This window comes from Streptomyces sp. NPDC007095 (genome assembly GCF_040634475.1).
Taxonomy (GTDB): domain Bacteria; phylum Actinomycetota; class Actinomycetes; order Streptomycetales; family Streptomycetaceae; genus Streptomyces.
In genome coordinates this window covers 1-22,739 of the sequence record NZ_JBEYFS010000196.1, presented here as the reverse complement: position 1 = coordinate 22,739, position 22,739 = coordinate 1, and the positions used below count along the sequence as shown (strand labels likewise).

Genomic DNA, 22,739 nt, shown 5'->3' with positions numbered 1-22,739 from the left:
GGCCGCGAACCCGCCATACTCATAGCTGTTGGTGAACCACTCACGCGTCGGTTCCTGCGACTCACCGGCCAGAAATCGACGAACCCGCCTGCTTCACCAGGCGGCAGCGTGGAGGCCGGGGAATCCTTCGAGGACGCGGTGATCCGCGAACTCGCCGAGGAGACTGGTCTGGTCGCTCGCGCCGATGACGTGAGGCTCCTGGGCACGCTCATCGACCACGTCGCTGGTGTCCTGCGGGTCACCGTCGGCGCGCTCGTCCACGCCTGGCAGGGGCAGCCCGCCACGCAGCCGCACGAGAGCGTCGGGCGCTGGGCGTGGTACCCGCTCGATCAGCTCCCCGACGGCCTGTTCGTATGCAGCGCCCAGATCCTCACCGCCTGGCGGCCCGACCTGGCCATCGACCACCCGTCGGCGCACTTCACTGCCTTCGCCCCAGCCAAGTAGGCGGCGCATTGGCAAAACAGCCGACACCTATGCCCTCCCGCGACACGGCGTAGGTGCCGCGCCCCCGGTTGCAACACCCCACCGCTCAAACTCAAGTTGGAGTCCTCCATGTCGCATCTCTCCATGCGCCGGTCCATATCCTCGGACGGCGCCGTCGGTACCGAACGCCTGCATGATCTGGAGCGGGCTGCCGTGCGCCACGGAGTACCCGTCGAGGACGTGGTGCTGATCGCCGTCAACCTGTACGGGATCACCTCCGACCAGGACCGTCACCGGGCCCGGGTCAACCTCCGCCTCGCACGCCGTCCCGACGTTCCCTGGCAGATCATCGTCCCGCTGAACCAGCCGGCCAGCCCGTTCCAGCTCCGGGGCGACGAGCTGTCGCTGAACGGCGAGGTAGTCGCGCACGTCGAGCGCATCGATGCCGACGAGGCGGTCGGGGGGTACTTCCGCAACGACGGCCGCGCCGCGACCCTCAACCCCAACGCCCGCAGCCGGTGCGTCGGGTGCGGCTGGTGCCCGAACACCCTGGAGGCCGCCGCCGATCCGAGGATGCGGGAAGACCAGGGACTCGACGCCTTGCTGCGCGCCCTCGGCGAGCAGCACCCCCGCCGCAGCCTGGCCGAGCTGACCGAGGTCACCGTCTCCACCGGCTGTTTCGAGCGCGAGGAGGCGGCCGTCGCGCACCTGACCGCCCTGCGGCCCGCTCTGGAGCGGGCCGGCGTCAAGGCTCGGATCGGCTTCCTCACCTCCGTGCTGCGCAGCGACGAGGCGTTCGAGACCATCGCGTCGCAGGTGTCACCGTTCGTGCTCAGGCTGACGGCCGAGCACTTCACCCGGCGGGAGGCACTGATGAAGGCGACCAAGGCCGACCTTCGGCCGGAGCAGATGCCGGACCTGCTGACGCGGGCGCGGGAGGCGGGGCTGGACACCTCGTACACGTACATCGTCGGGCTGGACCCGATGGAGGACCTCGTGCGCGGGGTGAACGCGGTGGCGGGCGAGGTCACCGCGTTCCCGAACTTCCAGGTCTTCCAGGCACACACGGTGATGATGCAGGGGATGCGGACGCCGGGCGCGGAGAGCCTGGAGTACTACCTGCGGGCGCGTACGGCGATCGAGCGGGCCATGGCGCCGACCGGGCTGCGGCCGGTGGGCTGGGAGTGCTATCGGCCGCTGTGGTACTTCACCTACGCGGGAGAGGACCTCGTCGATGGACCCCGCTGACGCGGTCATCGACCGGGTACAGGTCGAGCGCCTCGACGAGAGCGTGGCGGGTCCGTGGAAGGCTGGCGACAGTCGGTTCGCGGTAGTGGTCGAGGCCGGCGAGGTGAACGGGGTATTCGCCCCGGTCGACGAGCTGCCCGCCGCGCTCGTCGCCACCCGGCTTGGGCAGAGCGCTCTGCGGCACCCCGTGGCCGACCACACGGGTCTGCTGTGCAGGCTCCTGGCCGAACTCGGTCCGCACGCGGCGGGGCTCGGGCGCTGGGCGGTCGGGGCGTTGGACTGCGCGGTGTGGGACGTAAGGGCGGCTTCCGCATCAATCCGCGGGTGAAGACGTCGCGGCCATCCTCGCTGATGCCGTCAACACCGACGACCGGGTCATTGAACTCGGCGGCCCGAGGTGCTGACGCACGAACAGATCGCAGGAGCGGCTTTCCGCGCCCTGAGCACGCCCGCCCGGATCACTCACCTCCCGCGATCGGCGCTCAGGATCTGCTTGATTCTGTTGCGCCGTCGAAGCCGGGCTTGCGCGACAGGCACTACCCACACGTCAGCGTGGGCAGCCCCCAGTCACCGTGATCGCTGCCGTTGCCGTCGCCGCCGTCGCCGACCTTGAGGTCGATCACCTGGGCGCCACTGACGTCCACGTCGATCGGCACGGCAGCTTGTTTGCCGTGGATCGTCGGCGTGGTCACCAATGTCTTGCCGTCGGCCGTCACGGAGAACGTCACTGTTCCCGCGCCGCTGGTCTCGTCGTCCACACCGACCTCGGCCGTCAACCGCGAGCAGTTCCCCGCGAGATAGAGCTCGATGTCGCTGTCCGCGTTGGTGCCCAGGCCCTTGGCGTAGCTCGCGCCGGCGATGCTGATCGGACGGCCGTCGCCGGCTGCCTGCTCGCCGACGCTGGTGTCACGCTCGACCGGACCCCACCCGTTGGTGGACGAGAAGAACGGCAGGTCGCTCACTGCGTTCTTCCCGGCCGGTGGAGCAGGCGGTATCGCGCCGACGATGCGCTCGTCCGTGCCGGTGGCCTGCCGTCCGTTCTGCAGGTAGTGGACTGTCGCGGTGAGTGCCGAGGCGGACGGCAGCTTCCCCGTCTGCGGTTGGACCTTCCAGGTGAAGGTGGCCGACTGGCCGGGTTGCAGGCGCTCGACCGACGCGGGGCTCGCGGCGCTCACGTCCCAGCCGTCGGGCGCGGAGAGCGAGGCCGTCAGCCGGGCAGCGGACGGTTTGTCCTTCGGCACCCGCACCGTCGCCTCGGCCGTGAAAGCCCGTCCCGACTGGGCGGTGTCGGGCACGTCCAGGGTGACGTCCGCCCCCGGCCGCTTCGGCATCGCGTACGTGTGGGCGTCGTAGCGGGGGCTGTCGTTCTGCGCGACGTGCAGGGACGAGGCGTAGCTGCCGTAGTTGGTGAGCGACACCTTGCCGAGGCCGCCGGTGCTGCCGTCCAGGTTCCATACGGCAATGGCGATGCTGTTGCGGCCGTTCGGGTTCAGGATCCCGTTCGGCACCGGGAACGTGTGCTGCGGCCCGAGGTAGTTGACGTAGTTGCCGACCTGCCAGCCGTTCACGAAGATCGTGGCCCGGTACTTGCGTGACGGGTCGTCGGTGAACGTCAGCCCGAGCGACGTGTCCTGGCCGTGCGGCAGGTCCAGGGCGACGTCGGAGCGGTACCAGGAGACCCCGGGACGGGTGTCGGTCGTCGGAAGGGACGTCTTCTTCCACTTGCCGTCCGGGTAACCGGGCAGGGACCAGCCGGCCCGCTCGCCGTACAGACCACCCGTCGAGAGCGGCCCGCGCACCGTGTCCTGCAGGTCCTCGCCGCCGCGTACGCCCTGCAGCCGCCAGGTGACGGCGGTCAGCGGTGCCCCAACGACGGAGGCGCTCGTCAGTCCTCGGGCTGTCTTGTTGCCGTTGGTCGAGTTGTAGTCCTCCTCGTGACCCATGTTCACGGTGAGCACGGAAATGACGTTGTCACCCTTGGACTTGACCACACCGGCCGGGAAAGTGAAGGCGGCGCTGCCGGTGGTCGAGCTGCCCAGGAAGGTGCCGTTGAGCCAGGCGGAGAACGCCTGCGCCCCTCCGCCGGAGTCCGAGACCAGGCGGACGCCGGTCTCCTTGCCGGTGGCGTGGAAGCGGCCGCGATACCACGTGTTGCCGGTGTGGAAGCCGTAGTCGTCCGCGTAGAGCACCGGCGGCGCGTTGACGCCGGAGACGCTGTTGGTGGTCGTCTTGTCGGCCACCTGCCAGCTGGTGTCGTCGAAACCGGGGGCCGCTTCGGGCGACTCCTCGCTGTGCTTCCAGTTGGTGAGTGCCGGCAGGTGTACCGGGGCTGCCGTCGGGATCTTCCCGGTGAGGCTCCCCGTGCCGTCGGCCCCGGTGTCGACGATCCGGCCGTTCCAGGTGATGTGGTCGGCGGAGGTGAACACCTCGATGTTCTTGTCGTCGGCGTTGTCGCCGGTGAGTGCCAGGGTGCGGCCGCCATGCAGGCTGGTCGCCGTCCGCAGCAGGTGGCTGCCGCGAACGAGGACAGGGCCGGCCGCTGTGTCCTCACGCCAGAAGGTCTTGGCCGTGGCCTTGTCGCCGACGAGCAGTTCGAGCGGGCGCTGTCCGCTGCCGGTGATGCTGACGCGGATCAGGTCCTTGTGCGTGTAGTTCAGCCGAAGGTCGCCGGTGGTCGCGTCCCAGGTTGTCGTGACCGGGCCGCCGCTGGAGGTCACCGTCGGCTTGGAGGCATAGCGCAGCACGGTCTCGCCGTCGCTGCCCGCATCGCCGTAGAGCACGGCGACGTCCCGGTCACCGATGGTCGCGCTGGTCATGATCTCCGAGGTCGAGTACTGCAACTGCGAGTCGCCGAGCCGGTAGTTGGCCACGATCACGTGTGAGTCGCGTCCGTCGAGCGTGATCGCGGTGCCCGGCTGCTGGGGCACGACCGGGTAGGTCGGCTCCGCGGCGGCGGTACCCGTCGGCACGTCGATGGCGTCGATGGCCACGTAGTCATCGGTGGAGCCCGAGCTGTGACTGCCGTCGACGACGATCTTCAGGGTGTGCGCTCCGTCCGGCAGGCCGGTCTTCTGGAAGACCACTGCCTGGTTCTCGCTGCCGGAGTCGTCGACCGTCGCGACCTTGGTGCCGTCGAGGTAGACGTCGGCATTGCCGTGGTTGTTGGTCTTCGAGCCGATCCAGCGGATCGCGGTGCCGTCGAAGGGTACGGTGACCGAGTCACCGGCCTTGTTGGAGAAGGACTCGGTGTGCTTGTAGTCGCCGCCGGTGTAGCTCTGGTCGGCCACGTGCGACCACGAACCGGTGTACTGCAGCGCGGAGTCGGGGTCGTCCCAGGTGTAGGTGGTGTCGGCGGAGGGCTGGGCGTTGAAGTCCACCGCGATGTGGGTCTTGTCGACCGCGGTGGACGTGGAGTTGCCGTGCCGCAGGACGTGGAACTGCGTCCTTGTGTCGGGGTTCATCCGGGCGGTGTCGACGACCGCGGAGTCGTCGGGCGGTGTGGCCCTGATCGTCTCGGTCTTGGTCAGCGGTGCGACCGACTGTGTGAAGTACCCGATCAGCTTGTCCTCGTCGTACTTCGGGTCGAGCTGGCGGTTCTCGCGGATCGCGGCGCCGTAGTCGTAGGACGTGTAATTCTGCGGCATGCCCAGCCAGCCCCAGTTGGTGCCGCCGTAGGTCATGTAGAAGCTCTGCGCGGTGGCGCCGACGGCTATGTTCTGCTTGTAGAACACGTTGGCGAACTGGTCGTTGATCAGCTGGGCGCACTTGTCGTAGCCCGGCCCGCCCCAGGGGTCGAAGGCGCCGCCCTGGAACTCCGGCGAGTAGAGCGGCCTGCCGGCGGGGTGGTCGTAGCTGACGTCTGGAACGCCGTTCCACTTCGAGGGGTTCGAGCAGTCGAAGCCCTGCGGGTAGGAGTCGGGGCCGTCGACGTCCAGGGCGCCGGTACCTGAGTTGAAGGTGCCGTTGTTGTTGCCGGTCAGCGGCACGGTGATACCGTCGGCGCGGGCCTTGTCCTCCAGGTGCTTCATGTAGGAGTGGCCGGCGGCCGAGCCGTTGTAGTACTCGTTCTCGACCTGGTAGGCGATGACGGAGCCGGTCCCGTTGGTCAGTTGGTGGCGGGCGATGATCCGGTCGATCTGGGTCAGCCATTCGTCCGCGTACTTCAGGAACCGCGGATCGTCACTGCGGTTGTTCCCCGCCTTGGTGGTCAGCCAGCCGGGCAGGCCCCCGCTGTCGACCTCCGCGTTGATGTACGGCGCCGGGCGGGCGATGACGTATAGCCCGGCCTCCTCGGCCATGTCGAGCAGCTTGTCGACGTCACGCACCCCGCTGAAGTCGTACACACCCGGCTTCGGCGAGTGGTATCCCCAGTCGAAGTACAACGACGTGGAGTTGAAGCCTGCGGCCTTCATCTTCTGGAAGATGTCGCGCCACAGGTCCGGGCTCGGGAGCCGGAAGTAGTGGAACTCGCCGGACCACAGGTAGGTCCGCTTGCCGTCGACGAGGAACGAGTAGCCGTCGATACTCACCGTGTGCGCCCGCGGACTGACGGCGGGCGCGGCGGCGGGCGCCTGTGCGCCGGCGTCCCGCGCCGCCGCGGCGGGCGCGCTCATGCCCGCGGCCAGGGCGATGGTCGCGGCGGTTGCGAGGACCGCCCTCCACCGTCTCCCCCGACCGGGCCTCATAACTTCTGAACTGATCCGATTACCCCGCACTGCGGCCCTCCATACGGCCCGAACGATCAGCACCAAACAGACTCAGGCAAAGTCGAACAGTAGGGCCACACAAGGCTCAACACAATGGGGCGGGAAAGGACAGATGAGAAATGCGGGGCTGCAAATCCCTTGTACGCAGGGCTGGTTGCCCGGCTCGCGCGCAGCCACGACCGAGCGCCGTCTCAAACACCGCCTTCGACAAAGCGCTTTCGGCCAGAAGGTCCATAAGTACGAACGAGGCCAGGACAGTTGTGTACGCGTGCGCCGGGATGACGAGGTCCGAGGCGAACGACGTCTCGTTCTCGTCGGCCACCGACGGCGCCGCGATGCGCACGGTCAGGAAGTGCATGCCGCTGCTGAGGTGCCGTTCACGCACGCTATCGCGCCGATCCTGCCAATCGGACAGGCTCCCGTGGGGAGAATCCGCCGGCGTCCAGTTCGACGCCGTCCGGTCCCAGCGATGTGTAGGCAGTCCCGCTCTTCTGTGGGCAAGCTCCGGGGTCTTCCAGTCCCTCACCGCGTTGGTCATGCAGGTGCCCGGTCCTGCTGCCAGCGCCGACCGCGCCGCTCCGCGGACAGCTTTGGCGGCTTGGCTCCGGCCGATGTCAGAGGCGTGAGCGAGGATCTCGGCCATGACTGCGACTGCTGCCAACTACGTGTGGCTCGATGAGCGCTTCCCTGACCTCGCGGAAGCGTATTGCTTCACGCTGGTGCACAACCTGCCGCCTTCAGACCTACTTGCCCGCCGCGGAGGTCAGACCGAGCCCTCCCAGACCGGCACGGCGGCGATAGTAGACGCGGCCTTCGACCGTCCTCGGTCGTTCGGACAACGGTCGGCAGTTCATCGCCATGACCACCGTCGGCGACCGGACCCTGCTGATCGAGCCCAACGCCTGTCTCGGCGTCACCGAGGAGAAAGTCCTGCCGACATCCGCGGGAACACGCTGGATCTCGCATTTCGTCAACATCAACGGCCTGGATTCCTTCCTCTGGGCCGAGGACACAGCGAAGCGCCTGACGTTAGAGCCCGGGCTCCCCGACCACCGGTGGCGAACAACCCCTGACGAACTCCTGGACGCCATGCACCACAGCGGCTTCCAGTTCTGGGACGAGACCTCCGACAGCGCAGAACCCCTGGCCACGGAAGCAGCATTCGCCCTCGCCGAGCACCTGACGGGCGTGCGCATCACGCCGGAACTCCTGCAGGACACCACCTTCGTCTGCGGCAGCGCGGAGATCAGGTGAGCGTGTGATGGCCTCCCTCCTCGGCGACATCCACACGAGCGCCCAGTGGATCGCCCGCGCCCTCGACAGCTCCGGCTACAAAGCCGACTTCACCCCCGGAAGTCTCCGAGACGTCGAGCGGTTCATGAACGAGCACAGCGACCACGGAGTTGCCGTGGCCGGCGGACTCCTCGCAACAAGTCTGGGGCCAAGACTGTTCGCCCTGGGTACCTACGTCGGCGAGACCGTCCGGCAAGCCCTCGGCGGTGCATGGGCCGCGGACGGCGACGGCCGACTGCCGAGATGAACATCGCCCTCCACCTGCCGGACGGTTCGATCATCTGGCCCGTCCAGCGCGTGATCAAACGGTTCCGCAAGGGTCCCGAGGTTCTACAGGGAGTCGGAGCAGTGACGTTGGACACAGTCTGCTGATGTCGCCTCGCCTGCATCCTTTCTCGGCGACACCAGCCAGGGAAAGAACATCCGCGTCAAGGGGGCGGCACCGTATCAGCGGATCCCCGATTACCGAAACCGGGGATCCACCGCATCCTTATATTGATCCGAAACTCAAAGGGTTCTATTCGAGGATGTAGCGGACGTACGGGCCGCCGAAGTAGCCGCGGACGATGTGCGGTTGGCGTTGGCGGCGGTAGAAGAACCTGCGGGTTTCGGCGGCGAGTTGGGCCTGGTCGCGGGCCCGGCTGCGCATCGGAAGACTCCGCTTGAGGTCGGCGTTGACCAGCTCGTCGGGGTTCAGCTCGGGCGAGTAGGACGGCAGGAAGTACAGCTCGATCCGGTCGGGGTGGGCGGCCAGCCAGGCGCGGACCTTGCGGGAGCGGTGGGCGGAGTGTCCGTCCAGGACGAGGTGCACCTTGTGGGCGAAGTGGCCCGCAAGGCGGTCCAGGAAGCGGCACATGACGTCGGCGTCGAAGGTCTCGGTCAACACCATGAAGTGCATCCGGCCCTTCGTGCTGATCGCGGACATCGCGTTCACGGAGAACCTGTTGCCCGTGCGGCGCACGACGGGGGTGCACCCCATGGCGCCCCAGGTGCGGCCGGTGACCTGGTCGGAGCGGATGCCGACCTGGTCGGCGAAGAGCATCTCGCCGCCCTCGGCCTTCGCCCGGATCGCCGGCCAGGTCTCCTCCCGCCAGACACGGACCGCTTCCGCGTCCTGCTCGACGGCCCGCTTGTCCGGCCGGTGAAACGACAGTGCCCACCGGCGCAGGTACTTGCCCACCCCCTGCTCTGTCAGCCGCACCCGGTACAGCTTCGCGATCAGGTCTCCTACACCGGCACGAGTCCACAGCTGCCCGGCCAACCCCAGGTCACAGGGTCTGTGATCCAATGCGGCCTGCCGGATCGCCTGCTGTTCGGCCGTATCGAGAACCTGATGTTCGCCGACCCGCCGCCCACGCGGCTGGGCCACGAGTGCCTCACGTCCGCCTGCCAGCCACTTCGCCCACCAGTTGTCCACCGCCTTGAGCGAGACCTGGAACACCGCGGCGACATCCTCGCGAGTCCGGCCCGCTACCCCACCAGTTCATTCACACAGGGATCAACGACCCAGAACGCCTATCGTTTCGGATCGATAAGGGCGAACGGTCATCGATCGCCGTGGGGCAGCGGCTCAGCCTCGGTATCGATGGTGAATGCCGAGACTCGTTTAGCTCTCGGGGCCGAGGCGGGTGGGCGCGATCGCTGGTCTCTCCCCTCTGCGCTGCCGGATGCGGCTCGTCCGCCGCGCTGGCCATAACGAGACCGGTGCTGACGGCCTGCTGGTCGTTGATGCCGATGCGCTGGAGGACGGCCCACTGGTTGAGCTGAGCGCACGCCCAGTCAAGGGCGTGTGCCGCGGTGGACAGCTGCGAGATGCGCTTGCGGCCCGTCTCGTCCAGTCGGTATGGCTCCTAGAAAGCCGAATTCCATGCTTGGAGAGCAGGCGAATATCGCTCTTCTGCGTCGTCGGCGCTGATTCACAGGCAGGCCGCGATCTGGGTCCAGGAGCTGCCGCGTTCGGATTCGTAGATGACGGCCAACATGAGAGCCTGTTCGGAACCCTCTGGCCCACCAGGGCGCGGTCCCAGCCCGGGATGACATCGCCCCGGCCGATCACGACCGGCAGCGGGCCGCTGTCCGCGCGGGAACTGAGGAAGGCGTGGGCGCTGATGACGTTGAGGATGTCGACGGCGCAGACGAGGGTGTCTTTGCCGGTGATGTGGAGCTGGGCGCTGCCGGTGGTGCCGTAGGCGGCCGCGAGGGGTGCGACGACCAGGACCCGGCCGCCAGCCCGCTGACCCTGAACGGCCCAGTCCAAGGCGGGCAGCGTCGCACCCCGCCCGACGGCGAACACCTGCGGCCGAGCCCCCTTGTCGTACGAGCCGGGCAGCACCTTGCCGGTGCGCCACACCTCGGCGGTGTAGCGGACGACGACCACATCCCCGGCGTGTGCCGCACGCCCCCACGCCTGCGTGCGGGTCCAGCCCCGGGTACGACGTAGATCAAGTACTGGTTGAGGCAGCGTCAGTGTTCCGACTCCGCTCGGCAGTTGGCGCGTCCGTACGAGCCGTAGGCGGTGGCATGCTGGACCACCTTGCCGTGCAGGCTGACCGAGCAGGTGGCGTTGCCGCCCTGCTTGCCCAGGACGATGGAGACGACTGCCGGGGCGCCGGCGGTCAGGTCGGTGTCGCCGTGCCAGGGCAGGTGGGTGCTGATGGTGTGCAGTCTTCCGTCGGGCCCGGCGTAGCTGATCTGGGCGGTGCCGTGGCCGGTGATCTGGTAGGCCGCGGGGACGGTGGGGCCGTGGTGCTTGGCATCTGCGCCGTTCTTGCCGTTGCCGTTGTGGGTGGCGAACAGGACGCCGGCAGTGGCGAGGGCGGCACACAGGAGGGCGCCACCGAATAGGAGAGGGCGGGCGCGGCGCCGGGTGGCGGGAGCCGCTGCGGTTTCATCGCTTTCGGGGGTTTCGGGGACTGCTGCTGTCTGGATTTCCATCGCCGACTTCCATTGCGCGGATGGGCGCGAACGCCTGGCTTCGAGTTTTTCGGAGTGTGCCCGTCGATTAGAGCCAAGGTGGCAGAAAGGCGCAAGTGCCGGACCGAAAGGCCCCTTTCGCGCCTGCGGCTCACCACGTACGGGCCGACTTATCCCTGAAGCACAGTTAAATAGCTGCCTCGACCCGGTAAAGCGCCGACCGTAAAGGTAAAGCAGATCCCAAAGTTGTGTGTAGCCTGTGGCTGGATCTGTGTCCATGAACCGGATGAACCGGGTCAATCGGCTGGCCGGATGGATAGTTTGTTCTGTTTTGCTCGAACTGTACGCCTGCTGGATCTTCCCGCGATCGTCGTGCCACAGTCCGGCCGCTGATTCGGTGTCCCCCAGCACTGGTCGCATCAATGGCTATGGATCCGCCATGGCTGTTTTCGTGCGGACACGTCTACGTGCGTGGTTTACGGTGCTGCGGTTCATGCTGTCCTGTTCGCCGGCAACAGCCCCGAGAAATAGGGGGCATGTCGGAATGGCCATTTCGGCCTGCCTCGGGATGTTCGCGCTCCGAAAGTCACGCGCGGACGCGGTCGCTTGTGCTGCGTTTGTCGAGCATGCGTGACAAGGAGTTGTGGGTGGCGAAACGAAGTCGGATTGCCGCATCCCTGGCGGCCGGGGCGTTGCTGGGTTCTGTCATACAGACCCCGGCTTTCGCGTCCGCGCCGTCATCGGGTCATGGCGGCGGTTCTGGAATCATCAACGCAGTCAAGGGATGGTTCGGTGGCGGGCATTCCGCGCCGAAGCCGCCGACCGGTCCGAAGGGCGCGATAGCCGACCGGCAGAAGCTGCCGCCGGGCAAGAAGGCGCCGGCGGCGCATCGGGTGCGGGAGCTGACGTCCCGGCGCACCCCGTCGGCGCGGTACTGGAAGCTGTCGGACGGCACCACGCAGGCGGAGGTCTCCGCGGTGCCGCTGTCGTACCACTCGGCGGACGGCTGGAAGGCGATCGACACGAAGGTCGCCGCGAGTGGCCGGGTCGGCTACCGGTACGCCAACACCACCAACCTGGCCCGCTCCTACTTCGGCTCGCGAAGCGGGAGTCTGCTGCGTTTCGAGGCCGACGGAAAGCACACCGTCACCCTGGGCCTGACCGGTACGGACAAGGCCGTCTCCCCGGTGGTCAAGGGCGACACCGTCACCTATCGGGGACTCGCGGCCGGCGCGGATGTCGACTACCGGGTCGGGCGCGGTGAGGTGAAGGAGAACATCGTCCTGAACCGGGCCCCGAGTAGCCCGGTCTCGTTCGCCTTCACCCTCAAGACCGGCGGGCTGACTCCCAAGCAGCTGAAGGACGGCTCGATCGGGCTCTACGGCGGCAGTGAGTCGGGCCGGCCGGTGATGGTGATCCCGGCGGCGGTGATGTTCCAGGCGCCGGCGAACAGCGATGCTCCGGTGGCGGACCTGACGCACGGCGGGGTTGTGCAGAAGCTCTCCCGCCACGGGTCGTCCTGGCGGATCACGCTGACGCCGGATGCCAGGTGGCTGGCCGCGAAGGACCGCCGTTTCCCGGTGACCGTGGACCCGACGGTGATGATCGCCCCGACCCCGTCCACCTCGCAGGACGTGATGGTGGACTCCACGCAGCCGACGACGAACCTGAACGGCACGTGGCAACTGGGGGTGGGCACGACGGCGACCGGCACGCTGCGGTCGCTGCTGAAGTTCCCGCTGACGGGCATCCCTTCGAACACGCCGATCACCTCGGCGCAGCTGGGCGTGTACTACAACCAGGTCCACACCGCCAACACCAACAGCGTGGTGATCGAGGCGCATCGGGCGACGGGTGCGTGGGACGCCTCGACGGCGACCTGGAACAGCGCCAGCGGCCTGTCGGGTGAACTGTCGGGTACCACGGTGCAGTTGGACGACGGGGACACCGGGACGGCGGCGCATGGCTCGTGGCCGTACTCGAACAACTCCGCGTACACGCAGTACGCGGTCAATGGCGACTACGCCTACAACAAGGATGCGGTGGCCGGGGACACCTACACCTGGCAGCCGACCGTTGCGCAGGCGGGTTCGTACCGGGTGGATGTGCACTCGATCCCGGCGAGTGACCGGGCGACGAATGCGCCGTACACGGTGACGTACAACGGCGGCACCTACAACGGCACCATCGACCAGTCCGCCGGGAGCGGCGGGGTGTGGCGGTCGCTGAACAACGGCACCGCGCTGCCGTTCTCGGCCGGCACGGCGGGCAAGATCGTGCTCGGTGACGGGCCGGTGTCCACGACGACCTCGGTGATCGCGGACGCGGTGCGGCTGGTCGAGCCGGGGACGACGCTGACGAAGGCGGCCGGCTCGTATGACCAGTGGCACAACTTCGCGGTGACCGACACCGTGCAGAAGTGGGTCAACGGGACGACGAACAACGGGTTCGTGCTGCAGGCGGCCGATGAGTCGACGCTGGGCCAGGGCGGCCCGCTGTATGAGGCGTCGGAGTTCGGCTACGGCGGCGAGACCACCACCTACCCCAAGCTGACCATCATCTACGGCACCCCCGGCGTGACCGTGAACCCACCCACCGTGATCCACGCCACCGGTGCGGAGCTGTCCTGGCCGGCGTACACGGATCCCACCCCGGGCACGGACCCGAGCGACGACCTGGCCGAGTACCAGGTCCACCGCAGCGTCTTCCAGGGCTTCACGCCCTCGGCGGCCACGCTGGTGGCGCCGGTCGCGGCCGGGACCACGTCCTTCACCGACACCACCGCGGTGCCCACGGCCGCGGATGCCCCGGACCCGTTCCACGCGGTCTACTACGAGGTCGCGGTCAAGACGCAGGGCGGCCAGGTCATCGGCGGACCGGTGCAGCTGGCGGAGTTGCCGAAGGCCGGGCAGACCACGCAGATCATCCAGGCCGGGCAGAGTGACACCACGCTGTCCTCCGCCCAGCCGACCACCGCGCACGACACGATCTCCTCGGACGGCGTGAACCAGAAGTGGCTGGAGGTGGGCAACAACTCCGCCACCTACGGCAAGACCCGGGCGGCGCTGAAGTTCCCGACCTCCTCACTGCCCTCCACGGCGCGGGTGATCAGCGCCCAGTTCCAGGCGTGGTCGACGATCACCACCAACAGCGGCGGCGGCCAGGCCACATACGAACTGCGTGCCCTGAACCGGGACTTCGACGAGGCGACCGCCACCTGGAACAACGCCACATCCAGCACGGCGTGGACCACGGCGGGCGGCGACTACTCGTCCACCGTCTCAGACACGGTGGCCGGGGTCACTAACGACCCGGTGCGGCACTGGTGGGATGCCACCTCGCTGACCCAGGGGTGGATCACCACGCCCACATCGAACCACGGCGTGCTGCTGAAGGTCGCCAACGAGTCGACCACCTCCGGTCCGCAGGAGCGAAGCGTCTTCGCCTCCTCCGAGACGTCCGAGGCGCAGCTGCGCCCGCAGTTGGATGTCACCTATGTGGACGCGACGACGGATTCGACGTACTACGCGCCGTCGACGCCGGCGCGGATGACGCCGGGGACGACGTACAACGTGGACGTCTCGCTGACGAACACCACGAATGCCACGTGGACGGCGACCGGTGAGGCACTGTCGTACCGGTGGACCCTGCCCGACGGCACAGATGTCACCAACGGCGGCAACCAGATCCAGACCGCGCTGCCGCAGGACGTCTCCCCCGGCGAGACCGTCCTGGTCCACGCCCAGGTCAAGGCGCCCACCAACGCCGACTCCGGGAACCCGACGAACAAGCGGACCGCGTACACGCTGACCTGGGACGCCTACAACAAGACCAACAGCACCTGGAACTCAGCGACCGGCGGCGTGCCGGGCCTGACGCAGGCCGAAACCGTCGAGGACCCGACCTCCGACACGATCGGGCTGGAGAAGTTCTACTCCTACGCGGGCAAGAACACCGGTGCGGGTTCGACGGTGATGGACAACCTGGCGTCGGGTAATGCGGTGTGGTCGTACAACGCGTTCACGAATCCGGGCCGGGGGCTGGGAACGTTCGGCCGGTTTGCGTACAACTCGCTGGACACCTCGGACACGGTGATGGGGCCGGGCTGGTCCGCGCAGGCTTCGGCTCCGGTGCGCCTCGGCGCGGCGCTGGACTTCCACCCCAACCCGAATCCGACCGAGGTGACCCTGACCGACGGGGACGGCACCGCGTCGGTGTTCACCAAGCAGGCGGACGGCACGTTCAAGGCGCCGGCGGGGGTGCATTACCTGCTGGCGATGAAGGGCGGGGTCGACTGCAGCCCGAGCGCGGACGACACCCCGGACGCGTGGTCGATGACCAAGCCGGACGGGACGCGGTTCTTCTACGACTGCGAGGGCTACCCGTCCTCGATCGTGGACAAGAACGGCAACACCGAGACGTTCACTTACGCGGTCCGTAAGTCCAACAACGCGCCGCGCAAGTTCCTGCAGTACATCACCGACGCGACGGGTCGGCAGACCCTCACCGTCACCTACTACAACAAGGGGGACAACTACAGTTACGTCGACGACACGGGTACGGTCCAGTCGGGTACGAACCTGACGAACCCGAAGATCATCGATCACGTCGCGTCGATGACGGCGTTGGGTGATGGCACCAACCCGGCGCGGAAGATCACGTTCCTGTACACCACGCAGGGATTGATGGCGCAGCTCACCGACGGCGCGGGCTCGTCGCAGCCGAAGGTGTTCGGTTTCACCTACGACGCCACGCAGGGTACGAAGAACGTCAAGCTCGTCAAGATCACCGACCCGCGCGGGCACGCCACGCAGCTGGCGTACTACGCGCCGCAGAGCGGTGACGACCCGAGGTACCACTGGTGGGCCAAGACCATCACCGACCGGTTGACGAACACGACCGGTTTCGCGTACGCGGCCGACACGGGCACGCCGGCGTTCACCGACACCACGGTCACCGACGCAGAGTCGCACGTCACCACGTCTGTGACGGACGATTTCGCGCGGCCGGTGCAGACCACCAACGCCAAGAACCAGGTCACCAAAATGTCCTGGGACGCGGACAACAACGTCACGCAGCTGATCGAGGACAACGGCGCCACCACCAAGTGGACGTATGACCCGAAGACCGGCTGTCCGCTGACGATGCAGGACGCGGAGGCGGTCAAGAACGGCTGGCCGGCCACGGTGTACACGTATCAGACCCGGGTGAACGGTTACAGCGCGGACCTGTACACCAAGACGTCCCCGGAGGGTCGGCAGTGGCTGTTCGGCTATGACACCTTCGGCAACCTCAAAACGGTCACCGACCCCAAGGGCGTCTCCACCCCGACCGCCGGGGACTACACCACCACCTACGCCTACGACTCCTACGGCGAGCTGACCTCGGTCACCGATGCCAACCAGCACACCAGCACCTACAGTTCGTTCGACCCGAACGGTTACCCGCAGACCAGCACCGGCCCGGCTCCGTACAACAAGGCGGTCACGACCGCGTACGACCCGCTCGGGCAGGTGCTGTCAGTGACCGACCAGATGGGTCACACCACGACGCAGACGTATGACGTGTACGGGCGGCCGCTGGTGAAGAAGGTGCCCAAGGACCAGGCGGGTGGGGTGTACATCACCGCGCCGGCGCCGGTGTACGACGCCAACGACAACGTCACCCAGTCGACCGCGCCCAACGGTGCCGTGTCCACGGCCGTGTACGACAACGCCGACGAGGTCACCTCGGCGACCGCGCCGAAGGACCACACCACCGACCCAACCCGTACAACGTCGTATACATACGACAAGATCGGTGAGCTGAAGACCACCACCGAGCCCAAGGGCACCCTGACCACGTCCGATCCGACGGACTACGTCACCACCAACACCTACGACTCCATCGGTGAGCTCACCGACGTCGTCAACGCCAACGGTGACAAGGTGTCGTACCAGTACGACGACGTCGGTAACGCCACCACGGTCATCGACCCGGTCAAGAACGCCACCACCGACACCACCGACTACACGAGCAAGACCGACTTCGACTTCGACCACCGCCCCTACCAGGTCACCGACGCGGCGGGGAAGGTCACCAAGACCGGCTACGACAAGGACGGCCTGAAGACCACCACGACGGACGCCGACAACAACACCACCACGACCACCTACGACGAGCGGGGCAAGGTCTCCCAGGTCCAGGCCCCCTACCAGGGCAGCGCCGGCACGCCGACGTACCGGACGACGAAGTACGAGTACGACCAGGTCGGCAACACCACCAAGGTCTACTCACCGCGCGCGACAGCCGCGGGGAGCACCACCGCGTTCATATCCCAGACCGTGTACGACGAGCTGAACCGCCCGAAGGAGACGATCCAGCCGTACGACCCGGCCGACGCGAAGTACAACCACCCGGTCTCCACGTACACCTACTACGACGACGCCGGGCAGGTGACCAAGACTTCTGCGCCACCGTCGAACGGGCAGAGCGTCCGCAACGACACCACCTACACCTACTACGACGACGGCCAGGTCCACACCTCGACCGACCCGTGGGACATCACCACCTCCTACAACTACAACGACCTGGGCCAGCAGACGTCGCGGACGCTGACGTCGGCCGGCGGGTCGTCGTCGCGGACGATGGGCTGGTCGTACTACCCGGACGGTTCCCTGGCCTCGCGCAGTGACGACGGTGTGCCCGTCGGCCTGCAGGTGGTGCTCGTCGACAACTCCGACACCCAGAACACCACCACGACCGGCACCTGGGCCACCGCGTCCACGGGCACGGCCCATCAGGGCTACGACTACCGCACCCACGCCGCCGGCAGCGGTACGGACGCCTTCACCTGGCAGCTCAACATCCCCCAGGACGGCACCTACACCGTCTACGCCAAATACCCGCAGGTCACCGGTGCGGCAACGGCGGCTGCCTACACCGTCACCCATGACGGCACCAACACCGCCAAGACCGTCAACCAGACCACCGGCGCGGGCACGTGGGTGTCCCTGGGCGCCTACAGCTTCACCCAGGGCGGCACTTCGTCGCTCTCCCTCGCCCAGAACACCGGCGGCACCGTGTCCGCGGACGTGGTCAAGCTGGTCCGCGACAACAGCGCGGACACCGACAACGAGAAGCACACCTTCACCTACAGCCACGACCCCAACGGCAACCTCACCACCATCGGCGACACCTCGCCGGGCACGGCCGTCGACACCTACAACATCGACTACACCGGCCTGAACCAGGTCCAGAAGGTCACCGAAACGGCATCGGGCACGGAGAAGACCCACACCTCCTACACCTACGACCCCGACGGGCAGCCGGCCACCGTCGACCACCCCGGCCAGTACTCCGCCTACACCTACGACCTGCGCGAACTCGTTCAGACCGTCAAGGTTGGCGACTCCGCCACCGACCCGTCACCCAAGACCACCACCTACACCTACACCCCCCGCGGCCAGCAACTACGCCAGACCAAGGCCAACAACAACACCGTCGACTTCACCTACTGGCCCTCCGGCTCGGTCCACACCCAGACCGAGAAGACCGCCAGCAACACCCTGGTCGACGACCACACCCTGACCTGGGACCCCGACGGCAACAAAGCCGAGGACATCGCCAGCAAGCAGAACGCCGACAACCACACCGCATACCTGAACTCGACCACCGACTACACCTACGACCCGGTCGACCGCCTGGCCAAGTCCGTGAAGACGGGCAACGGCGCGGACACCGAGACCTACGTCCACGACGACAACGCCAACGTCATCAGCCAGACGCTCAACAACACCACCACCACCTACACCTACGACCGAAACCGCCTGCTGTCGTCCGCCTCCGGCACCACCAGCGCGGCCTACAACTACGACCCCTACGGCCGCCTCGACACCATCACCAGCGCCGGAACCGTCATCGAACGCAACACCTACGACGGCTTCGACCACATCACCAAGAACACCAAACTCGGCACTGGCGGCGTCACCACCACCACGACCTACGCCTTCGACCCCCTGGACCGCACCGCATCCAAGACCGTCGGCGGCAAAACCACCGACTTCTCCTACCTCGGCCTGACCAGCCAGATCCTCGACGAAACCGTCGCAGGCCAGCTCACCAAGTCTTACCAGTACAGCCCTTGGGGTCAGCGGCTGTCCCAGGTCACCCACAACACCGACGGCAGCACCACCGACTCCTACTACGGCTACAACAGCCACTCCGACGTCGAAACCCTCACCGACTCCACCGGCCAGACCAAGGCCACCTACGGCTACACCGCCTACGGCAACAACGACACCACCGAGTTCACCGGCATCGACAAACCCGACGCCCAGGACCCGACCAAGGAGCCGTACAACGCCTACCGGTTCAACGCCAAACGCTGGGACCAGACCTCCGGCACCTACGACATGGGCTTCCGGAACTACGACCCCGGCCTGAACACCTTCACCAGCAGGGACATGTACAACGGCGCCCTCGCCGACATGAACCTGTCCACCGACCCCCTCACCGGCAACCGCTACGCCTTCGCCGGCGGCAACCCCACCAGCATGGTCGAGATCGACGGCCACCTTTCCATCGGGTCCGCGATCGATGACATCGGCAGCGCGCTGAAGGACGGTGCTCAAGCGCTGGAAGGCGCCCTGTCAGGCACCGCTGACGCTGCGGCGAGTGAAGGCAGCAGCCTGCTGAGTGATGTGACTCCTTGGGGCATCGCAGCATCCGTCTTCGCGTATGCATCCAAGCCCACGCCGACCGCGTCCAACGGATACGAGTCGGACCCCGGTGAGAAGCCGGACTACAGCAAGGGGCTCCTCCTCAAGCCAGACTCCGTCAAGGAGTGGCAACCCGGCGACGCCCGGGTGCCGTTCACCCGGGAGGACTGCGCGAAGAGCCGATCGAGCATGATCTACTACATGCCGCTGGACTCCCAGGGGCGTGCTCAGGGCGCGATTGCGTGCCTCAACAAGGCGGACATCAACTACACCGACAAAGACGGAAACCTCAAAGACCCGAACAATTCGACCAAGATGGTGGGAAGCACCACCATGTGGCCGATGAGCACTCCGGGGGCTTGGGCTGCGTCTCCCAAGGGGTGGCGTCCGGGTATCGGCCTCGATCGGTCGCACCTGGTGGCCCGTCGATTCGGCGGAAGCGGCACTGACCGGAGAAATCTGGTGCCCTTGCCGAGCGATGTGAACCAGGACAGCATGGGCGATTGGGAGGAAGCGATATCCGACCAGTTGGAGCAGAAGAATACCGTCTACTATGAAATCTCGGCGAGCTACCAGGGGGACAGCACCATCCCCTCACTGCAAGGGCTGGCGGCCTCGTCGGGCGGGGCTGTTTACCCTTGGGGCTATACGGCCGGGCAGTAGGTGAAGGAAACGAGAAGAGGCGCCATGGACAGGGTTGACGAGATCATCTCCGCCACTCGCTGGGACGCTGAACGGCGGGATGTGGACTGGGATGACATCGAGGAGCAGTTCGGGACGCAACTTCCGGCTGACTACAAGGAACTCTGTGAGGCGTTTCGGCACGGCGCTTTCAGTGGGTATCTGGAGTTGCTGCCACCGAATGCCATCGACTCGTACGGTCTGCTGGGGCGATGGAAGTCGCAGCGGCGGCGCTGGGAGAGCGGTCAACTGAGCGCGCTCTTCGACCCCTATGAGGTGTTCGACAGCGGCGGTAGGGGACTCATCCTCTGGGGGAACTCACTCACGGAGGACCAGTACTTCTGGCTGGCCGATGCCGCAACATCACCCGCGCAATGGCCGGTTGTGGCCCGAACCGATCCATTGGAGGACTGGCACCATTTCGACATCTCGACCACGGAATTCATCTATCGCGTGCTGACAGATCGGGACTTCCGTCCGTTCTCCGTTGCGGGAAAGGTGGAGCGTCCGTTCTTCGAGGTGTACGAATGATGTAGCAGGCGGCGGCATCTCTGCCGTCGTCCGATGGGTGAGGCTCCGCTCCGGTGCGTCTGGGGCGGAGCCTCACCCGCGGGGGAGCCCAATCCCTACGCGTACATGTTCGGTCCCCCACAGCCCAGGCAGGGCCAAGGGCTGCTGATCGCATGAGGCCAGGGGCCGCCGCTCCTTTCCGTCCGGCACTCACACCGGCCGGAAGGGGGGCGGCCCCGCTTGTTGCCGCCGGCACCAGCGGCGGTGCAAGGTGGACGGTCGTGAACCGAGGTGCGCCAACGGCAACACCGTTGACTACACGTACCACCTGGACGCGGTGCTCAACTCGACGACGGAGATGGAAGGTGTCTTCGAAAGCCTGGCGCCCGTCCTCCCTGAAGGGACCCCGGAAGCTGATCCGACTCTGAAGAGCCACCAACGCCTGGTCCGGAGAAGCGCTAGTGCTGGATTCCTCATTGGATGTACACATATCGGCGTCGTAGTTGGCGGGTGGGCGGGGTCGGCCGCCCCCAGATCCAGGGCCTGGCTCGGGCGTTGAGTTGCCGGGTGGCCACGGCTGTGGCCTGGGCGATGTCGTCGGGGTTGGCGAAGGACCGCCCGACCAGGGCGGTCTTGCGGAAGATCCGCCACCAGCCTTCCTGCAGGTTCAGCCAGCACGCGCCGACCGGGATGAACGCGTGGCGGATCCGGGGGTGCCCCCTACGCCTCACGCGGGACTGTCGTCCGCCCCAGCGACGTGCTCGGCTCGGGCACTTGCGGCAACGGCGGCTGACTGGCGGAACATTGGGGCATCCGAGGCGAACGCGCCCCACCCGCGCTGCAGTCGGGCGACACCGTCACCCGTACCGCGGACGTTCGCGGTGCCCACATAGGCCGGGCCCGCCGACCTGGCCGGCGCGATCCGCGGGCACTGGGGAGTGGAGAACTCCTCGCACCAGATCAGGGACGTCACCTTCGCCGAGGACGCCTCCACCGTCCACGCCGGGACCGCACCACGGGCCATGGCGACCCTCCGCAACCTCGCCATCGGCGTGCTGAAAACCCTCGGAGCCGACAACATGGCCAAGACCACCCGGGCGATCCGCGACGAGCCCCAACGAGCACTCCCCATCCTGGGCATCACCAACGATCCGGACAGCTACGGAACTTGATCAAGTCCTGACACCCGGGGCCACGGTCGCAAGGAGTGGGTAGCAGGCCGCAGTACGCGACCGGACCCTCGGCCGGGCTAGTGCCGCAACAGGCAACGTTCGCCCCGTCGCGACGCCCGGCACGCACTCTCGCCGCACCGGACGAAAGCCCAAGTACGTCCAGTACGAGGACTTCCGGCCGGCACGCCGAGAGCACGCACCGGACGCCGCTCCTTGACGGGCAAACGTTGCCTGCCGCGGCACTAGCTCGCGGGGGTCCCGCAGCGCGTTTTCTGTCACTTCCCTGTCACGAGCCCCATGGACGCTCACGCGTTGCAGGGTTCTGACGCGTAAATACCGACCCGTATGGGCAAAACCGCAGGTAGCTGACCTCGCCTCCTGCGTTGTCGCCCCGCGACGCGGTGTTGATCAAGGGCTACGGGGTGTTCGACGCGCCCATTTACCTGCCCCACGGCGGGCGGCGAAGCCGCCCTGGGTCGCTGACCTGGACTTACGCCCCCGTTATGGATCAACTGGACGCCCTTGGACGGTTTCTACGACATGTGCCATGTGGTACCGCGGCCCATTCGCTGGCACCACGTACCACTCAGCAAGATCCGGACCAGGTGCGGACCGAATCAGCCTGGCACTCGACGTTTCCACTCTTTGCCGCAGGTCAGGAGCGAGGTCAGGCGTGTACCACCAGCAGACCAAGAACATTCTTTGTTCTTACAGCCCTCAGAAACTTGGCTTTTCCTAGAGCCTGAAGTCGGGTTGCCTGGAGGCATCGTTGCGATCCAGGCAACCCGACATTGTAGGTACCCACTGTCACGGCGAACAGCGCCTTGCGATCAGCCTCGGCACAGGCGGAGACCCTCCAGCCGCCCGTCGGCAGCCACCGGAAACAACGCCCCGGCAATGATCGGCCAACGGCGTGACGTGACCTGGGCGCAGCGGCGAGCGCGGCCAGACCACGCCGGATGTCTCCGCCACGGAGGAGGACCCGGGACGCACTCCGACCGGATGCTGCGCGCCTGATTCCCGCTCCACGGCGTGGTGGTGGGCCCGGCGGACGGCCGCCGGGCCACCACCACGCCGACCAGGCAACCGGCCCC

The 22,739-nt window shown here is 67.0% G+C and carries 13 protein-coding genes and 3 pseudogenes; 10 read left to right on the top strand and 6 right to left on the bottom strand.

Translation table 11 applies throughout. From position 1 onward, the window contains the following. From ABZ656_RS43935 to ABZ656_RS43925, 3 genes are all read left to right on the top strand, one after another. Nucleotides 1-444, top strand: a 444-nt coding sequence (locus ABZ656_RS43935) for an NUDIX hydrolase (RefSeq protein ID WP_360276237.1), incomplete at its 5' end; no start/stop codon positions are given. Nucleotides 445-567: 123 nt separating this feature from the next. Beyond that, nucleotides 568-1,671, top strand: a complete 1,104-nt coding sequence (locus ABZ656_RS43930) for a hypothetical protein (protein WP_360276234.1) — start codon at nucleotides 568-570, stop codon at nucleotides 1,669-1,671. Continuing rightward, nucleotides 1,658-1,999, top strand: a complete 342-nt coding sequence (locus tag ABZ656_RS43925) for a hypothetical protein (protein WP_180362714.1) — start codon at nucleotides 1,658-1,660, stop codon at nucleotides 1,997-1,999. The genes ABZ656_RS43930 and ABZ656_RS43925 overlap by 14 nt, the downstream gene beginning before the upstream one ends. A gap of 208 nt (nucleotides 2,000-2,207) precedes the next feature. On the opposite strand, the gene ABZ656_RS43920 is transcribed toward ABZ656_RS43925, so the two are convergent. Both ABZ656_RS43920 and ABZ656_RS43915 read right to left on the bottom strand, forming a co-directional pair. Next, nucleotides 2,208-6,284, bottom strand: a complete 4,077-nt coding sequence (locus tag ABZ656_RS43920) for a beta-galactosidase (RefSeq protein ID WP_360276230.1) — start codon at nucleotides 6,282-6,284, stop codon at nucleotides 2,208-2,210. Between the two features lie 178 nt (nucleotides 6,285-6,462). Beyond that, on the bottom strand, nucleotides 6,463-7,020 hold the full coding sequence (locus ABZ656_RS43915; protein ID WP_360276227.1) for a hypothetical protein: 558 nt from the start codon (nucleotides 7,018-7,020) through the stop codon (nucleotides 6,463-6,465). On the opposite strand from ABZ656_RS43915, the pseudogene ABZ656_RS43910 reads away from it, so the two are divergent. From ABZ656_RS43910 to ABZ656_RS43900, 3 genes and pseudogenes are all read left to right on the top strand, one after another. Then, nucleotides 7,019-7,138, top strand: a pseudogene (locus ABZ656_RS43910) (DUF6461 domain-containing protein); the annotation flags it as partial. The gene ABZ656_RS43915 and the pseudogene ABZ656_RS43910 sit on opposite strands and share 2 nt — an antisense overlap. 97 nt (nucleotides 7,139-7,235) lie before the next feature. Beyond that, the gene (locus ABZ656_RS43905; RefSeq protein ID WP_360276224.1) at nucleotides 7,236-7,631 is read left to right on the top strand and encodes a DUF6461 domain-containing protein; all 396 of its coding nucleotides are present in this window, start codon (nucleotides 7,236-7,238) and stop codon (nucleotides 7,629-7,631) included. 7 nt (nucleotides 7,632-7,638) lie between these two features. Continuing rightward, nucleotides 7,639-7,917: a hypothetical protein gene (locus tag ABZ656_RS43900; protein ID WP_101407703.1), complete on the top strand. Its 279-nt coding sequence runs from the start codon at nucleotides 7,639-7,641 to the stop codon at nucleotides 7,915-7,917. Nucleotides 7,918-8,187: 270 nt separating this feature from the next. Here the strand turns inward: ABZ656_RS43900 and ABZ656_RS43895 are convergent. The 3 genes and pseudogenes from ABZ656_RS43895 to ABZ656_RS43885 all read right to left on the bottom strand — a co-directional run. Beyond that, nucleotides 8,188-9,141 (bottom strand): annotated as a pseudogene (locus tag ABZ656_RS43895) (IS630 family transposase); the annotation flags it as partial. 135 nt (nucleotides 9,142-9,276) lie between these two features. After that, the gene (locus ABZ656_RS43890; RefSeq protein ID WP_360276240.1) at nucleotides 9,277-10,131 is read right to left on the bottom strand and encodes an FKBP-type peptidyl-prolyl cis-trans isomerase; all 855 of its coding nucleotides are present in this window, start codon (nucleotides 10,129-10,131) and stop codon (nucleotides 9,277-9,279) included. Between the two features lie 2 nt (nucleotides 10,132-10,133). Beyond that, nucleotides 10,134-10,604: an MmpS family transport accessory protein gene (locus ABZ656_RS43885; RefSeq protein ID WP_360276221.1), complete on the bottom strand. Its 471-nt coding sequence runs from the start codon at nucleotides 10,602-10,604 to the stop codon at nucleotides 10,134-10,136. Between the two features lie 626 nt (nucleotides 10,605-11,230). On the opposite strand from ABZ656_RS43885, the gene ABZ656_RS43880 reads away from it, so the two are divergent. Together ABZ656_RS43880 and ABZ656_RS43875 are read left to right on the top strand one after the other, a co-directional pair. Continuing rightward, complete coding sequence (locus ABZ656_RS43880) at nucleotides 11,231-19,945, top strand: DNRLRE domain-containing protein (protein WP_360276218.1); 8,715 nt, start codon at nucleotides 11,231-11,233, stop codon at nucleotides 19,943-19,945. Nucleotides 19,946-19,969: 24 nt separating this feature from the next. Next, a complete protein-coding gene (locus ABZ656_RS43875; protein ID WP_101407706.1) occupies nucleotides 19,970-20,494 on the top strand; it encodes an SMI1/KNR4 family protein in 525 nt (174 codons plus the stop codon). A 452-nt stretch (nucleotides 20,495-20,946) separates the two neighbouring features. On the opposite strand, the gene ABZ656_RS43870 is transcribed toward ABZ656_RS43875, so the two are convergent. Further along, nucleotides 20,947-21,204, bottom strand: a complete 258-nt coding sequence (locus ABZ656_RS43870; RefSeq protein ID WP_360276214.1) for a hypothetical protein — start codon at nucleotides 21,202-21,204, stop codon at nucleotides 20,947-20,949. Between ABZ656_RS43870 and ABZ656_RS43865 the strand changes: the two are divergent. Together ABZ656_RS43865 and ABZ656_RS43860 are read left to right on the top strand one after the other, a co-directional pair. Further along, a pseudogene (locus ABZ656_RS43865) lies at nucleotides 21,189-21,347 on the top strand (hydroxylase); the annotation flags it as partial. The gene ABZ656_RS43870 and the pseudogene ABZ656_RS43865 sit on opposite strands and share 16 nt — an antisense overlap. Before the next feature lie 64 nt (nucleotides 21,348-21,411). After that, complete coding sequence (locus ABZ656_RS43860) at nucleotides 21,412-21,645, top strand: hypothetical protein (RefSeq protein WP_360276211.1); 234 nt, start codon at nucleotides 21,412-21,414, stop codon at nucleotides 21,643-21,645. The last annotated feature ends 1,094 nt before the right edge of the window (nucleotides 21,646-22,739 follow it).